Origin of the sequence: Tsukamurella sp. PLM1, assembly GCF_023168325.1 — a bacterium.
In the GTDB taxonomy this organism is placed as follows: Bacteria; Actinomycetota; Actinomycetes; order Mycobacteriales; family Mycobacteriaceae; genus Tsukamurella.
This window is the reverse complement of the sequence record NZ_AP025688.1, coordinates 1079243-1094297: the sequence shown is the minus strand read 5'-3', so window position 1 is coordinate 1094297 and position 15055 is coordinate 1079243. Positions and strand designations below refer to the sequence as shown.

Annotated in this window: 16 protein-coding genes and 1 pseudogene; 7 read left to right on the top strand and 10 right to left on the bottom strand. The window is 71.7% G+C overall.

Annotated features, from left to right (window positions below):
• Positions 1 to 19: 19 nt before the first annotated feature.
• The 3 genes from MTP03_RS05855 to MTP03_RS22605 are packed head-to-tail and all read right to left on the bottom strand — an operon-like array spanning position 20 to position 1836.
• Positions 20 to 580, bottom strand: a complete 561-nt coding sequence (locus MTP03_RS05855) for an ATP-binding cassette domain-containing protein (RefSeq protein WP_248491111.1) — start codon at positions 578 to 580, stop codon at positions 20 to 22.
• A complete protein-coding gene (locus MTP03_RS05850) occupies positions 577 to 1650 on the bottom strand; it encodes an ABC transporter ATP-binding protein (RefSeq protein ID WP_248491110.1) in 1074 nt (357 codons plus the stop codon). Before MTP03_RS05850 ends, MTP03_RS05855 begins: the two co-directional genes overlap by 4 nt.
• Positions 1651 to 1707: 57 nt before the next feature.
• Entirely contained in the window at positions 1708 to 1836 is a 129-nt protein-coding gene (locus MTP03_RS22605; protein WP_255603085.1) for a hypothetical protein, read from the bottom strand.
• Positions 1837 to 2039: 203 nt separating this feature from the next.
• Between MTP03_RS22605 and MTP03_RS05845 the strand changes: the two genes are divergently transcribed.
• A complete protein-coding gene (locus MTP03_RS05845; RefSeq protein ID WP_248491109.1) occupies positions 2040 to 2243 on the top strand; it encodes a hypothetical protein in 204 nt (67 codons plus the stop codon).
• A 27-nt stretch (positions 2244 to 2270) separates the two neighbouring features.
• Here MTP03_RS05845 and manA read toward each other — a convergent pair.
• From manA to MTP03_RS05830, 3 genes and pseudogenes are all read right to left on the bottom strand, one after another.
• Positions 2271 to 3514 (bottom strand): annotated as a pseudogene (manA, locus tag MTP03_RS05840) (mannose-6-phosphate isomerase, class I).
• Between the two features lie 1138 nt (positions 3515 to 4652).
• Positions 4653 to 6023 (bottom strand): phosphomannomutase/phosphoglucomutase, encoded by a 1371-nt coding sequence (locus tag MTP03_RS05835; protein ID WP_248491108.1) that lies wholly within the window; start codon positions 6021 to 6023, stop codon positions 4653 to 4655.
• Positions 6024 to 6150: 127 nt separating this feature from the next.
• The gene (locus MTP03_RS05830; RefSeq protein ID WP_248491107.1) at positions 6151 to 6633 is read right to left on the bottom strand and encodes a DUF3499 domain-containing protein; all 483 of its coding nucleotides are present in this window, start codon (positions 6631 to 6633) and stop codon (positions 6151 to 6153) included.
• Positions 6634 to 6812: 179 nt separating this feature from the next.
• Here MTP03_RS05830 and MTP03_RS05825 point away from each other — a divergent pair, with 179 nt between their 5' ends.
• Complete coding sequence (locus tag MTP03_RS05825) at positions 6813 to 7235, top strand: metallopeptidase family protein (RefSeq protein WP_371820897.1); 423 nt, start codon at positions 6813 to 6815, stop codon at positions 7233 to 7235.
• A 14-nt stretch (positions 7236 to 7249) separates the two neighbouring features.
• On the opposite strand, the gene MTP03_RS05820 is transcribed toward MTP03_RS05825, so the two are convergent.
• Complete coding sequence (locus MTP03_RS05820; protein WP_248492052.1) at positions 7250 to 7576, bottom strand: WhiB family transcriptional regulator; 327 nt, start codon at positions 7574 to 7576, stop codon at positions 7250 to 7252.
• Positions 7577 to 7960: 384 nt separating this feature from the next.
• On the opposite strand from MTP03_RS05820, the gene cofD reads away from it, so the two are divergent.
• Genes cofD through MTP03_RS05805 form a run of 3 tightly spaced genes read left to right on the top strand, consistent with a single transcriptional unit; the run spans position 7961 to position 10929 of the window.
• Positions 7961 to 8989: a 2-phospho-L-lactate transferase gene (gene cofD / locus MTP03_RS05815; RefSeq protein WP_248491105.1), complete on the top strand. Its 1029-nt coding sequence runs from the start codon at positions 7961 to 7963 to the stop codon at positions 8987 to 8989.
• Positions 8986 to 10368 (top strand): coenzyme F420-0:L-glutamate ligase, encoded by a 1383-nt coding sequence (locus tag MTP03_RS05810; RefSeq protein WP_248491104.1) that lies wholly within the window; start codon positions 8986 to 8988, stop codon positions 10366 to 10368. Before cofD ends, MTP03_RS05810 begins: the two co-directional genes overlap by 4 nt.
• A gap of 3 nt (positions 10369 to 10371) precedes the next feature.
• Positions 10372 to 10929: an NUDIX hydrolase gene (locus tag MTP03_RS05805; protein WP_248491103.1), complete on the top strand. Its 558-nt coding sequence runs from the start codon at positions 10372 to 10374 to the stop codon at positions 10927 to 10929.
• A 43-nt stretch (positions 10930 to 10972) separates the two neighbouring features.
• On the opposite strand, the gene MTP03_RS05800 is transcribed toward MTP03_RS05805, so the two are convergent.
• Entirely contained in the window at positions 10973 to 11845 is an 873-nt protein-coding gene (locus tag MTP03_RS05800; protein WP_248491102.1) for an SDR family NAD(P)-dependent oxidoreductase, read from the bottom strand.
• Positions 11846 to 12067: 222 nt separating this feature from the next.
• Here MTP03_RS05800 and MTP03_RS05795 point away from each other — a divergent pair, with 222 nt between their 5' ends.
• Positions 12068 to 12523 carry an alpha/beta fold hydrolase gene (locus MTP03_RS05795; protein WP_248491101.1) on the top strand — a complete coding sequence of 152 codons (456 nt, stop codon included), beginning with the start codon at positions 12068 to 12070 and terminating at the stop codon, positions 12521 to 12523.
• Entirely contained in the window at positions 12523 to 12876 is a 354-nt protein-coding gene (locus MTP03_RS05790) for an alpha/beta fold hydrolase (RefSeq protein ID WP_248491100.1), read from the top strand. Before MTP03_RS05795 ends, MTP03_RS05790 begins: the two co-directional genes overlap by 1 nt.
• A gap of 29 nt (positions 12877 to 12905) precedes the next feature.
• On the opposite strand, the gene MTP03_RS05785 is transcribed toward MTP03_RS05790, so the two are convergent.
• Positions 12906 to 13595 (bottom strand): CD225/dispanin family protein, encoded by a 690-nt coding sequence (locus tag MTP03_RS05785; protein WP_248491099.1) that lies wholly within the window; start codon positions 13593 to 13595, stop codon positions 12906 to 12908.
• A gap of 96 nt (positions 13596 to 13691) precedes the next feature.
• On the bottom strand, positions 13692 to 14909 hold the full coding sequence (gene glgC, locus MTP03_RS05780) for a glucose-1-phosphate adenylyltransferase (protein ID WP_248491098.1): 1218 nt from the start codon (positions 14907 to 14909) through the stop codon (positions 13692 to 13694).
• Positions 14910 to 15055: the final 146 nt, after the last annotated feature.

The window sequence follows — 15055 nt, the reverse complement described above, 5'->3', positions numbered from 1 at the left end:
GCCCAACGCGCGCGGGATTTCAGGTATAAGCGTGCTCCGCAGCGGCGACACGTCCGTTTTCGACCGAATAGCAGCGGTCCGCCGCCGCCTCCAGTACGGGGTCGTGTGTGATCACGACGACGGTGCGCCGCTGCGCGACGGTCCGCAGCACCCCGGCGAGCCGGGCCGTCGCGGCACCGTCGAGCCCCGTACTCGGTTCGTCGAGGATCAGGACCGGGGTCGGCCGGGCGAGCCCGCGTGCCAATGCGATCCGCTGCCGCTGCCCACCCGAGAGTTCGTCCCCGCCGAACGAGGTGCGGGTCAGGTAGCCGCCGGGGAGCCGGCGCACGAACTCGTCCGCCCCGGACAGCTCGCCCGCGACGCCCGGCTCCGCGCCGCTGCCGTAGGCGATGTTCGACGCCAGGGTTCCGGTGCGGATCACCGCGCGCTGGGGCACCAGGGTCACCAGCTCCCGCAGCTCCGGCCCCGCGAGGTCCGCCCGCTCCCCCAGTTCGACGGTGCCTTCGGCCCCCGTCAGGCCCGCGAGGACCGCGGCGAGGGTCGATTTGCCCGACCCGGACGGCCCCACGATCGCCGTCACGGTCCCGGCTCGGCGTCGAACGCCGGACAATCCAGAACGAAGTCGCCGCGCCGGGCTCGGACATCGCGCACGCGTACCGCGAGCGCGGGCGGGACGAGCCGGGTACCGGCATCGTCCGGCACGACGGGCGGCAGCGGCGCGCCGAGCGGACCCGCCACCGCCTCCAGCCGGTCGGCGCTGATCCGCGCCCCGACCAGCGCGAGGCGGCTCTCGGCGATGTCCTGGATCCGCGGATACAGGTGGCCGAGGTAGCCCGTGAGCGCGATCAACGCGCCGTAGGTGAGGGAGCCCGTGCGCACCAGCATCACGCCCGCCACCGACACGGCGATCAGTGTGAGCGCCTGCGCCGAGCCCAGTACCCCACCGAACAGGGCGTGCACGCGGGCCTCGCGCATCCGCGCCGCGAACAACGACCGGCCGCGGCGGTGCACCCAGCCGCGCTCGGCCGGCTCCATGCCGTACAGGCGCACGTGCTCGACGGTGGCCGTGACCTCGGCGATCGCGGATCCGAGCGCGGAGTGCGCCTCCCGCTCCCGCACGGTCGCGCGCTCCTGCGCGCCCCGGAACGCGCGCGCCAGGCCCATCAGGCCCGGCACCGCGATCAGCGCGATCAAGGTGAGCTGCCAGCTCAACCACCAGGCGACCGCGACGAGCCCGCCGGTCGTCAGCAGTGCGACCGCGGCCTGCACCACGGACACCGACAGTGCGGTCTCCAGGACCACCACGTCCTCGGTCAGCCGTACCACCACGTCGCCGGTCGACAGGCGGTTCGCCTCGTCCGACGGCAGATCCAGCACGCGCGCGAGAACCTCGTCGCGCAGGGCGAGGACGGTACCCTCCGCGGCCCGGCAGGTCGCAAGCGTGCCGCAGTAGGTGAGCACCGCGCCGAGCAGTGTCACGCCCACCCACTGCGCGACGCCGCGCCCGGCGCCGCCGACGCCGGACGAGGTCAGTACCGCGTCGAGCACGTCGGCCATCACCAGCACCGACACCACCTCCACGAGCGCCGCCGCGACCAACAGCGCCAGGCCACCGACGAGGATCGTCGGTGGCCCGGCGTGTAGGCCCACAGCAGCGTCAGCAGACTCGCCGACTCCATGGGTCCTCCTGCGATCAGTACCGCGGGCTCACTGCCACACCCAGTCCCAGCGACGAGCCTGCGGGTTCCACCGGCGCACGCGGCGGCGCTGGGGCTGCTGCGGCTTCGGCTGACCCGGTCGCTGTCCCTGACCGTTGCCCTGTCCCGGTGCTGCCATGTGTTCTCTCCTTGCGTCGTGGCCCGATCGGGCCTCATCAGTTGCAAGGAACCACTCTCGCGGCGCCACCTGGGTGCACTCTGCCGCGACGCTGGCAATCACATGGGAACGGCACCCGGGAGCGGAGAAGTTACCCGCTGGTGTTACCCATCGGTACACGAAAACTGTTGGCGTACCGCGGAGTAACACTTACCGTCGGGCCTATGACCAAGACTTTCGCGCACACCACCGACCAGACCGTCGCTCAGCTCCTCAGCATCGTCGAGGGCGGGGACGACGTGCTGCTCACGCGCGACGGCAAGCCCCTCGCGGTGCTCAGCAAGGCACAGCCCGAGGCGATCGCCGTGGCGAACATGCAGACGTTCGACATCCCCGAGACCTTCTACGAGAACCTCGGCGGCGTCTAGTCCCGCCCGAGCGCCCTCAGCACGCTCCTAGTGCCCGCCCACCAGCGTGCGGAAGAACTCCGCCGCCGGTGAGTGGGCACTGACCACGACTCCGGATCCGATGCGGCCATCCACAGGCCGCTGCCCGCCGGAACGTCGATCGCCCGGCCCGCACCGCGCCCCGAACTCCGCACTGACACCGTGCCCTCGGTGACCACCAGTAGCTGCGGGCCGCGCGCGTCCAGCTCCACCGACGCCGCGCGCTTGAGCGCAGTCCCGTCGAGCCGCACCCGCGAGACCCGGAACTCGGGCGCGGGGGTCGCGAAGACCACCTCCGGGCCCACCGAGGATGTCGTCGGCGCCAGATCCGACGGTGCGCGGGGTGAAGTCCAGCACCCGCAGCAGTTCCGGCACGTCCACGTGCTTGGGGGTGAGGCCGCCGCGCAACACGTTGTCGCTGTTGGCCATCACCTCGACGGCCGCGCCGCTCACGTACGCGTGCAGGTTCCCCGCGGCCAGGTACAACGCCTGCCCCGGCTCGAGCACCACCCGGTTGAGCAGCAGCGCCGCGAGCACACCCGCGTCGTCCGGGTACCGCTCCCCCAGCATCAAAGCCAGTCGGGCCTCGCCCGGAACCGCGTCTCGCCGCTCTTGAGGTAGCGCACGCACCCCGCGAGGACCGCGGGGACCAGCTCCGCCAGGGCCGACTGCGGCAGCGTGATCCAGGTGGTGACCAGCGCCCGCAGCCCCTGTGAATCCGGCTGTCCCGCCAGCAGACCGAGGTAGCTGTCCAGTTCCGGCACGGCCAGTGCCCGCAGCAGGTCGACGGTGACCGCCGGGTCGCGGAAGCCGGCGAGAGCCTCGAACCGGCTCAGCGCGATCACGACCTCGGGCTTGTGCGCGGCGTCGCGGTAGTTCCGCTCGGGCGCGTCGAGCGGGATGCCCGCGGCGTTCTCGCGGGCGAAGCCCTCCGCCGCCTGCTCCCGCGACGGGTGGGCCTGCAAGGACAGGGGCTCGTCGGCGGCCAGCACCTTCACCAGGTACGGCAGCCGGTCGCCGAACTCCTCCCGGCACACGGGCCCGAGCTGGCCGTCCAGGTCGGAGGCGATCGCGGACAGCAGGTCGCCGCCGTCCGGATCGTCGCCACCCAGTTTCGCGGGATCGGCGGGATGGGCGCCGAACCACAGCTCGGCCTCCGGATGGTTGGACGGCACCGTCCGGCCCTGCATCGTGGCCAGAACCGTGCGCGAACCCCACGCGTACGGGCGGATGACGCCCTCGATCCGCTGCATCACGCCTCCCCGGTCAGGCGCCGGTACACCGACGCGAGATCGAACCGTACCGCCAGCGCCGAGGTCCAGCGCGTCCGCCCGCGGCCCCTCGGATTCGGGCGAGCGGGGCTCCGCGTCCTCGTCGACCGGCAGGGCGTCCACGTCGGGCAGCGCGCGCAGCCGGGCCCGGACCATCGGCGCGCGTTCCTCCGCGGTCAGGACCAGCACGCGCAGCGGTGTCTGCGCCGCCGGGCCGTCGAGGAACGGGTCGTGGAACAGCGGGTCCACGGGGTCGGTGCCGAGCGCCCCGCCCGACGGTGCCGCGGCCAACTCCGGCACGGCGAGTTCGACGTCGGCCAGGCCGACCGCGGCGACGACCTGCCCGCCCAGCGTGAGCGCCTGCGACGCGGCGTGTTCCGCCACCGCCAGACCGGCCGCGGTATCGGCGGTCAGCGCCACCCGGCGGCCAGTCATCCGCGCCGCGAGCCGCTTCGCCGGATTGGAGTCGATGCCACGGTCAGGAGCGCCGCGCACGGCCTCGTCGTCGAGCGTCTCGGCGAGCCTGAACAGGAACCCCTCCCCCGGGGCGGCGGCGCGGTCCGTGCCGGCCAGGCGCCCGAGGACCGCGAGCAACGCCGCGGCCACGCCGACGAAGCCGAATCGTTCGGGGACGCGCAGCCGGGGCGACAAGTCGACGGTCCGCCCCGCCGCCGCCTCGGCGACCGGGCCCTCCATCGGCACCACGACCACCGTGGTCGCGCCGCGCCGCGCCGCGGTGGCGACCGCCCGCGCGAGCACCAGATCCCCGGCGTCGAAGCCGCACACGACCACCACGTCGAGCGCGCCCACCCACGGCGGCAGCTCCGTCGACCGGACCAGCGGGACGTCGAGTCGGCCCGCGGTGAGTGCCTCGACGAACCCGGCGGCGGCAGCCGCGGGCCCGGCCCCGCAGACCACGACGACAGCCCGCGGCGTCACGGAATCCAGCTCGTCCAGCGCGCCCTCATCGACGGCGGTGGCCACGGCGCGCACCTGCGCGCCCGCGAGCGCCGCCGCGCGGAGATGCCCGCCGACATCGGCCGCGATCAGACCCGCCGGATCGTCCAGATCGGCAACCTCGGTCACGGTTCCCTCCCGTCCACCTGCGCGCGAATCGCGTTCAGGCACGTACGATCGCCAGGATCCTCGTCGTCAGCGCACGCACCTCGTCCGGCGTCGCGGCCTCGACGTTCAGCCGGAGCAGCGGCTCGGTGTTGGAGGCGCGCAGATTGAACCAGGCGCCCGAAAGCAACTGTACCGTCACGCCGTCCAGTTCATCGGTGCTCTCGATTTCGTCTGCGAAAGCATCGAGGACGGCCCGCGTGCGCTCGGCCTGGTCGGCCACCGTCGAGTTGATCTCGCCGGATGCCGCGTACCTGTCGTACCCGCCCATCAGTTCTGACAGCGGCGCCTGCTGCTCGCCGAGGGCGGCCAGGACGTGCATCGCGGCCAGCATGCCCGAGTCGGCGCCCCAGAACTCGCGGAAATAGTAGTGCGCTGAGTGCTCGCCGCCGAACACCGCACCGGTCTCGGCCATCCGCGCCTTGATGAAGGAGTGACCGACCCGCGTGCGCACGGGCGTCCCGCCGTTCTCCTCGATGATCTCCGGGACCGCCTTGGACGTGATCAGATTGTGGATCACCGTGGCGCCGGGGTGCTTGGCGAGCTCGCGTTCGGCGACCAACGCCGTCACCGCCGACGGCGACACGGGATCGCCGTTCTCGTCCACCACGAAGCAGCGGTCGGCATCGCCGTCGAACGCGAGGCCGATGTCGGCACCCTGCTCGACGACGAACCTCTGCAGGTCGACGAGGTTCTTCGGGTCGAGCGGGTTGGCCTCGTGGTTGGGGAACTCACCGTCGAGCTCGAAGTACAGCGCCCGCACGTCCAGCTCCTCGACGGGGCCGAGCACCGACGGCACCGTGAACCCGCCCATCCCGTTGCCGGCGTCCACGGCCACGCGCAACGGCCGCGAGCCCGACAGGTCGACCAGCTTCCGCAGGTACGCCCCGTACTCATCGAGCACGTCCCGCTCGGTGACCCGGCCAGCGGCACCGTCGTACGACGGTACGCCGTTCGCCACCTGCTCGGTGATCGCCCGCAGGCCCGTCTCCTGGCCCACGGGCTTCGCACCGGCACGGCACAGCTTGATGCCGTTGTACGCCGCGGGGTTGTGCGACGCGGTGAACATGGCGCCGGGCCGGTCCAGCAGGCCCGATGCGAAGTACAGCTCGTCGGTGGAGGCGAGGCCGATGAGGACGACGTTCACCCCCTGGGCCGTCACCCCCGCCGCGAACGCCGCGGACAGCGCCGGCGACGAGTCCCGCATGTCGTGACCGACGACGGCGTCCGTCGCGCCCTCCCCGCGGATCAGCGCGCCGAAGGCGGCGCCCACGTCGCGGACGAAATCCTCGTCGATCTGCTCGCCGACCAGGCCGCGCACGTCGTACGCCTTGATGACAGCCTGCACCGACTCCAGCGCTCGAACCACGCCCGACGACCTCCTCGTGAACCGGACCGGGCACCGTCGGAGCCCGTAGAACAACGCCCCACCCTATCGGCACCGTGTCCGGAATCGGGTATCCGGCACCGGAATGGGGTGGACTCTCGGCGGACTCTCAGTCGACCGGGTCCGGCAGCACCCGTAGGTGGCCGCGCCGACCGGTGCGCGCGGCGTGCTTGGGCCCGGACGAGCCGGGCTGCGCCGGCGGCGCGGCCTGCGGCCCGGGGAAGCCGTCGTGCACCGGTCGCATGGCGCCGATCGGCGGCAGCGAGCGGACGGGGCCCGGCTCGCGCGGGGCCGGCTCGGGCGCCGCCTGGGCGGCACGCTCGCGGACGGTGTCGGCCAGCGCCGTCAGGTCGTCGTCGAGGGCGGTGTTGCCCACGGCGGCGGCGCTGTACGCGGGCAGGTTGCGGAGCATCTCCCACCCGCGGGGCGCGGTCATACGGCCGGCGTGGAACTCACAGAGGTCCCACGAGTGGGGTTCACTCGTGGTTCCCAACGGGCCCAGGACGGCGATCGACTGGCGGTAGTCGAACGTCAGCGTCGCCACGGCGTGGTTCCTGCAGCCGGGGCGGCAGCACTGACGGACGGAGTTCACGACAAAAGGGTAACCCGTGGCTCCGGCGCGGCGCTCCCGACACACCGCACGACGGTGCGCGGCGGCCCCGGCTACGCTCCGCCGCTTACACTGAGAGGACCATGAGAACTCGGAGAGGGTCACGGGACAGTGGCGCGCGCCTGCGGCGGCGCGCAGCCAGAGATCGCCGGGAGCGCGGCTTGCGCGGTCCGTTGGTCCCGCGTGACCTTCCCGCGCACCGCACGCGGACACAGGATTTCGACGAGGTCGTCCTCGACGCGTTCGCGGAGATCGACTCGCTGTGGCACGAACGGCTCGCAGACCTCGACATCGCCGTCGACGACGTACCCGGCATCCTGCCGCACGACCCGGACACCGTCTCCTGGCCGGACGAGGTGGAGGCGGACGGCCCGATCCCGCTGGCCCGGATGGTGCCGGTGGGTATCGACCGCCGGGGGAACCGGACCCGGGCCCGCCTGATCCTGTTCCGGCGGCCACTGCAGCGGCGCGCGAAGTCGGAGGCCGACCTGCTCGAGGAGATCCTCGCGATCCTGGTTCACCAGATCAGCGATTACCTCGGGGTCACCGAGGAGACACTGCTCTCGGGACCGGACTCGCTGTAGTCGTTATCGGGACATCAGACGATGCCGCGCTTGAGCTTCCGCCGCTCACGCTCGGACAGACCGCCCCAGATACCGAAGCGCTCGTCCTTGGCCAGGGCGTACTCGAGGCACTCGTTGCGCACCTCGCAGCCCAGGCAGATGCGCTTGGCCTCGCGGGTCGAGCCGCCCTTCTCGGGGAAGAACGCCTCCGGATCGGTCTGCGAGCACAGCGCACGGTCCTGCCACTGATCCTCGACGGCCTCGTAGAGTTCCTCGAAACCCGTGGACACCAGAGAAAGATGCGCACGGCCGGACCCACCGGAGAAGCTTCCGAACGGTTCACGATGAGCGTCGATCGTCATCGGCCCGCCTCCCTCGTTGCTTTCGTGGTGTTCGATGGTCTTTCGATGGTGATGTGCCGGTCGACGCTCGATCGCGCCGCAGTGAATGACACGGTTGTGATTACACACGCACAGAGCCGCCACGTCAAGCTGAACTGCAAAATTAGCTAATACCACCTGGAGAGTCGGATCGGAGGGCTCGACACGAGGTTGAGAGGTGATTCATCTCACATCGCGCAACAGCCGCTGGCCCGGCGGCGACGCGCTCGGGTCGCCTTTCATCATGCCACTCGGGCGGCGCGACGACCAACGCTTCGTAGCCCCTCGAGAGCCGGATCCGATGCCGGATCGGATGCCGGGACCCGTCGGCCACGCGACTCGCCGACGCCCATTACGCTCGTGGTCGTGAAGGTGACGGTGCTGGTGGGCGGTGTCGGCGGTGCACGATTCCTGGAGGGCGCGCGAGAACGCTTCGGCGCGACGGAGTTTCCCGAGCGAGAGGACACACCGTCGGAAGGCGCCCGTGAGAATTCGGTCACAGCGGTCGTCAACGTGGGCGACGACGCGTGGATGCACGGCGTCCGCATCTGCCCGGACTTGGACACGTGCATGTACACCCTGGGCGGCGGGATCGACACCGAGCGCGGCTGGGGCCACCGCAACGAGACCTGGAACGCCAAGGAGGAACTGGCGAAGTACGGCGCCGATCCGGACTGGTTCGGGCTCGGCGACCGCGACCTCGCCACGCACCTGATCCGCACGCAGATGCTGTCCTCCGGCTTCCCGCTCACCGACGTGACGGCAGCGCTGTGCAACCGCTGGCGGCCCGGCGTCCGGCTCGTGCCGGTCACGGACATGCGGCACGAGACGCACGTGGTCATCGCGGACCCGGAGTCCGGCGACGGCGCGAAGAAGGCCGTGCATTTCCAGGAGTGGTGGGTCCGCTACCGCGCCGACGTGGAGACCTTCGGCTTCGCCCAGGTGGGTGGCGGCACCGACGGTGCCGGGGCCGGGAAGGCCCAGGCCACCCGCGCCGCGCTCGCCGCGATCGAGGACGCCGACGTGGTCTTCCTCGCGCCGTCGAACCCCGTGGTGTCGATCGGCGCGATCCTGTCCGTCGGCGGCGTCCGCGCCGCGCTGCGCACGACGAAGGCCAAGGTCGTCGGCGTCTCCCCCGTGATCGGCGGCGCGCCCCTGCGCGGCATGGCCGATCGCTGTCTCGAGGTGCTGGGCGTCGAGACCAGCGCCCGCGCCATCGGCGAACACTTCGGCGCGCGCAGCGGCAACGGGATCCTCGACGGCTGGCTCGTGGCCGAGGAGGACGCCGGCGTCGCGATCGACGGCCTCGATGTCGCGGCCGTGCCCCTGCTGATGAGTTCGCCGCAGGCCACCGCGGCCATGATCGACGCCGGCCTCGAGTTGGTGGGCCTGTGACCGGCGCCGCCGCCGGAACCCCGCGGCCGGAGCGCGACCACGGCGCACCGTCGCTGGAGATCCTGCCGGTCTTCGGCATCCCCGAGGTGACGGAGGGCGACGACGTCGGCGCCCTCGTCGCCGACGCCGCCCCCTGGCTCGCGGACGGCGACGTCGTGGTGATCACTTCGAAGGTCTTCTCCAAGGCGGAGGGCCGCGTGCTCGCCGCGCCGTCGGACCCCGAGGAGCGGGACGCGTTCCGGCGCAGGCTGATCGCCGAGGAGTCCGTGCGCGTGCTGGCCACCAAGGGCCGTACGTGGATCACCGAGAACAAGCTGGGCATCGTGCAGGCGGCCTCGGGCGTCGACGCGTCGAACGTCGCGTCGAACACCGTCGCCCTGCTGCCCGAGGATCCGGACGCGGGCGCCGCCGCGGTGCGCGCCGGGCTGCGGGACCGACTTGGCGTGGACGTCGCGGTGCTCGTCACCGACACGATGGGCCGCGCCTGGCGCACCGGCCAGACCGACGCCGCGATCGGCGCCGCCGGCATGGAGGTGCTGCACGGGTACGTCGGCGCCGTGGACGCCTACGGCAACGATCTGGTGGTCACCGAGATCGCCGTCGCCGACGAACTGGCCGCCGCCGCGGATCTCGTGAAGGGCAAGCTGGGCGGCGTGCCCGTCGCGGTGGTGCGGGGATTCGCCGTCCGCACACCGGATCCCGGCTCCCCGCTCGCGACGGCGCGAGGCCTCGTGCGCCCCGGCGAGGACGACCTGTTCCACACCGGCGTCGAACTCGCGCGCCGCCAGGCGCTGCTCGTGCGCCGCTCGGTCCGCGCGTTCGCGGACGAGCCAGTGCCCGAGGACGATGTTCGGGACGCCGTCGCGGAGGCCCTGACGGCCCCTGCGCCGCATCACACGCACCCGGTGCGGTTCGTGTGGGTACGCGACGCGGAACGCCGCACGGCACTGCTGGACGCCATGAAGGACCAGTGGGCCGCGGACCTCTCCGGCGACGGGCGCACACCCGAATCCGTCGCGAAGCGCGTGCGCCGCGGGCAGCTGCTCTACGACGCCCCGGAGCTCCTCCTCCCGTTCATGGTTCCCGACGGTGCCCACGCCTATCCCGACGCCCGTCGCACCGCGGCCGAGGAGACGATGTTCACCGTCGCCGTCGGCGCCGCCGTGCAGTCGCTGCTGGTCTCGCTGGCCGTGCGCGGTATCGGCAGTTGCTGGGTGGGCTCGACGATCTTCGCCGCCGAGACCGTGCGGACGATCCTGGACCTGCCGGACGACTACCGGCCGGCGGGCGCGATCGCCGTCGGGTATCCGGCGGATCCGTCCGTGCTGTCCGCGCCCCGTCCGCCGCTCCCGCCGGGCGGGATGCTGCTCGAAAGGTAGCCCGTGACCTTCGCCTCCCTACACGCCTCCGCCATCGACGTCCTCGCCCGGTTCGACGCCCGCACCGACGGCGACGACGCCCTGCGCCACACCGTGCTCGCGTTCCTCGATGCCCAGCCGAACGCCTGCGCCCGCGCCAACGTGCCCGGTCACATCACCGCCTCGGTGGTGATCCTCAACGAGACGCGGACGCACGTCGTCCTCACCCACCACCCCCGCGTGGGCGAGTGGCTGCAGTTGGGCGGGCACTGCGAGGACTCGGATTCGACGGTGGCCGCCGCCGCGCTCCGCGAGGGGCACGAGGAGTCCGGCCTCGCCGACCTCGTCCTCGACGCGGACCTGCTGACCCTGCACACGCACCCGATCCGGTGCTCGCTCGGCGTCCCGACGCGCCACCTGGACCTGCGTTTCCGCGCGTTCGCCGTCGGATCGGGCACGCCCGACCTCGCGATCAGCGAGGAGTCGAACGACCTGCGCTGGTGGCCCGTCGACGCGCTCCCCGAGTCCGCCGAGCACACCACCGTGGCCCACCAGGTGCGCGCCGCCCTCGCGCGGGATTGACGACGGCGCCTCCCCCGGCAACAGCGAGGGCTGACGCAGCGGCTCACGAGGTGGGGATCGCCCGCGACGGTGCGGCCGCGTCCGGATAGTCTGCGGAGCGGGCCACGTCGGCCCATCGCCGCACACCGTCGAGCCCGGCGGTGTAGGCCGCGGTGAGACGCTCGACGGCTTCGGCGCCCAGCGGCAGGCGCAGTGGCACGTCCGCCGTTCGGACCAGGTCGCCGATGATCCGGGCGGCGCGGGCCGGGTCGCCCTCCTGCGCTCCGTCGGACCCGGTCAGGTCGCGCTGCACCGCCCCGACGGTCCGCCCGTACACCTCCGACGGCGCGGTCACCGCCAGCGAGCGCGCGGTGTTGAAGCCGGTGCGGAACCGCGAGGGCTCGACGATGAGCACCCGCACCCCGAACTCCGCGACCTCGGCGGCGAGCGCCTCGGACCAGCCCTCGAGAGCGAACTTGCTCGCCGAGTAGGCCCCGACGGCGGGGAACGACAGCCGCCCGCCCTGGCTGCTCATCTGCACTATCGTCCCCGCCCGCCGCTTCCGCATGCCCGGCAGCGCCGCCCGGGTCATCGCGGCCGCGGCGAAGAAGTTCAGCTCCAGTTGTTCCCGAAGCAGATCCATCGACAGCTCCTCCGCGGCGCCCGCGATCGCCCGGCCCGCGTTGTTGACGAGCACGTCGATCGGCGACTGCGCGAGCACTGCGGCCACCCGCTCGACCGCCGCCCGATCGCGCAGATCCGCCTCGACCACGTCCAGGCGGCCCGGATGCGCGTCCACGAGCCCTCGCATCGAACGGGCGTCACGGACGACCGCGGTGACGGCGTCACCGCGCCCGAGTGCGTCCTCGACGAGACACCGGCCGAAGCCCTGCGACGCCCCGGTGACCAGCCACTTCATTTCCTTGTTCGCGTTCATGGCGGCGACGCTAGGCCTTCGAGCGCGCTCGAACGCAAGACGGAGAACCCCGTGGGACGGCGTCAGGTGCGTCAGGTCCACACGATCGCAAATACCATCACCAGCGATTTTTCTGAGAGGTCTTGCGCTCATATCTATCAATCCGTACGCTCCGAACAACCGTCCGGCGCACCGTCGGACCACGCGGGCCCCGCCCGCCCGACCACGACGAGGTGGCACGAGATGTTGGCGTACGAACGATTCGGCTCGGGTGAGCCGCTGGTGCTGGTCCACGGGATCGCGCACCGCCGGCAGGCCTGGTACCCGGTGGCGGAGCGGCTCGCGGAGCACCGCGAGGTCATCCTCTTCGACCTGCCCGGTCACGGCGAGTCCCCCGCTCTCGACCTCGCCGGCCGCACCGTCCAGGAGGCCCTGCAGCAGCACCTCGAGGACCTGTTCACCGAGCTGGACCTCGTGCGCCCGCACATCGCCGGCAACTCACTCGGTGGCCGCATCGCCCTGGAGGCCGCGGCCAGCGGCATCGTCAGCAGCGCCACCGGCCTCTCCCCCGCCGGCTTCTGGCGCGACGACACCGACTTCCTGCTGATCCGCGCACACTTCATCGCACTCATCGCCGCGGGCCGGGCCGCAGCCCGCTCGCGCCGCTGCTCACTCGCAGCGGCATCGGCCGCAAGCTGATGCTGGCCTCGCTGATGACCCACGGCGAGCGCCTCGGCGCCGACCGCGTGCTCGGCGATCTGCGGAACATGGTCGACTCGCGACACACGCTCCGCGACATCATCGGCGGCGCGTTCCCGTTCGACGCCCCGATCGCGGCCGACATCCCCGTCACCGTCGCGTGGGGCACGCAGGACCGGGTGCTGCTGCCCTACCAGGCCCGGCGCGCCCGGCACCTGCTCCCGCAGGCCGAACACGTCTGGCTCCCGGGCAGCGGTCACGTCCCCATGTCCGACGATGCCGACGCCGTCGTCGAGATCCTCCTTCGTGGCTCCTCGCACGGTCTCCTCGCCCGCGCCGACGACGCCGCCTGACCGCGCGCCGCCCTGTCCGGGCGCGGTCGTCACACCGACGTCAGGCAGAGCACCACCTGAGTGGGGGTGCGCGACGAATCGCTCTGGCTGCGCACCCAATTCGATCCGCAGTTGCTGGTGGACGTCGTCACGCTGGTCACTTTCACGTCCGCGGCGTACTGGCTGCACGAGACCTTAGAGAAGATCGACAGCTCGCCCCCTGATGCGACCCGGCGGAAGCAGTCGCCGTACGAGGCGGACCGGATCTGGGCGTCGATCTCGCTCTTCGTCATGTACGAGGGGACCGACGAGGTCGCCGTCGTGGTGATCGACGACGAGAACGCCGCGACGGAGCCCATGATGATCCCGAAGACGACCACGTAGAAGACCACCACCGCGACGAGCAGCGCGATCCCCACCACGAAGGCTGCGATGGCGAACTTCTTGGCCGAGTCGGCCGCGCTCACGGCGCCCGCCCGGTCGCCTCGCGCCCACAGGCCCTCCACCTGCGACGACTTCACGATCGCCACCACGCCGAGCGGCAGGAAACCGAAGATCGTGGACAGCACCGACAGCACCATCCGGTTGTCCGGCGCCCGCTCGGGGCCGGCGTAGGGCGCGATCGGACCGCCGCCCGACGGTGCGCCGTACGGCTGCGCCGCCGGGTACGGCATCGGGCTCGACGGTGCCCGGTACGGTCCGGCGGGCGGGTATCCGTGCGGATCCTGCGGGTTGCTCACGACGCTCCTCGGCTTGAACGCGATCGGGACAGAACCTCGATCACATCACGCCGGCGCCGCGTCCGCCATCCTCCGAACGGACGACAGCCCGCAGGTTCAACCGATCCGGATGCCCTTGCCGACGGTGACCACTCCACCGGCGGACACGTTGAACCGCTCCCGCTCCCGGTCGAGGTTCACGCCCAGGATCTCGCCGCGGCCCACGACGACGTTCTTGTCGAGGATGGCGCGCCGCACCACGGCACCGGCTTCGATCTTCACGCCCGGCATGAGCACCGACCCCTCGACGGTGGCGCCGTCGCCGATCGTGACGTTCGCGCCGATGACGGAGTTGCGGACCGTGGCGCCCGAGATGATGCTGCCCGCGCCCACCATCGACTCCTGTGCGAGGCCGCCGCGGGCGAACTTCGCCGGCGGGAGGTTGTCGTTCTCGCAGCGGATGGGCCACTGCCGGTTGTAGAGGTTGAAGATCGGGTACACGGAGACCAGGTCCATGTGGGCGTCGTAGAACGCGTCGATCGTCCCGACGTCGCGCCAGTAGCCGGCGTCGCGCTCGGTGGCGCCGGGCACCTTGTTGTCGCTGAAGTCGTACACCGCGGCCTCGCCGCGCGCCACGAACGCGGGGATGATGTCGCCGCCCATGTCGTGATCCGAGTCGGGGTTCTCCGCGTCGGCGATGATCGCGTCCACGAGCGCCTGCCGGCTGAACACGTAGTTGCCCATCGACGCGAAGGTGACGTCCGGATCGTCCGGCGTGCCGGGCGGGTCCGCGGGCTTCTCGAGGAACTGCGTGATCTTGCCGGAGTCATCGGATTCGATGCAGCCGAACGCCTTCGCCTCCGAGCGCGGCACGCGGATGCCCGCCACGGTGACACCCGCGCCGGAATCGATGTGCGCCTGGACCATCTGCGACGGATCCATGCGGTACACGTGGTCCGCGCCGAACACCACGATGTAGTCCGGATCGTCGTCGGTGATGAGGTTCATCGACTGGTAGATCGCGTCCGCGCTGCCGGTGAACCAGCGCTTGCCCACCCGCTGCTGCGCGGGCACCGGAGTGATGTACTCGCCCCGGAACCCGAACATTCGCCACGTCTGGCTGATGTGCCGGTCCAGCGAGTGCGACTTGTACTGCGTCAGCACGCACAATCGCTGGTACCCGGCGTTCACCAGGTTCGACAGCACGAAGTCGATGAGCCGGTACGACCCACCGAACGGCACTGCGGGTTTCGCCCGGTCCGCGGTCAGCGGATACAGACGCTTACCCTCGCCACCGGCGAGGACGATTCCCAGGACACGAGGCTGGTTGCTCACGGGGTCCACGCTAACCCCAATCCGGGCACGCGTGCAGCGTTCTGCGACAGTGGATCCGAACGCACGACTAAGCACAGGGGTCCGGGTGACCAACCGAAGACGAACCACAGGGTTCGGGCTGCACCAAACCGGCTGCGTCCGCGACG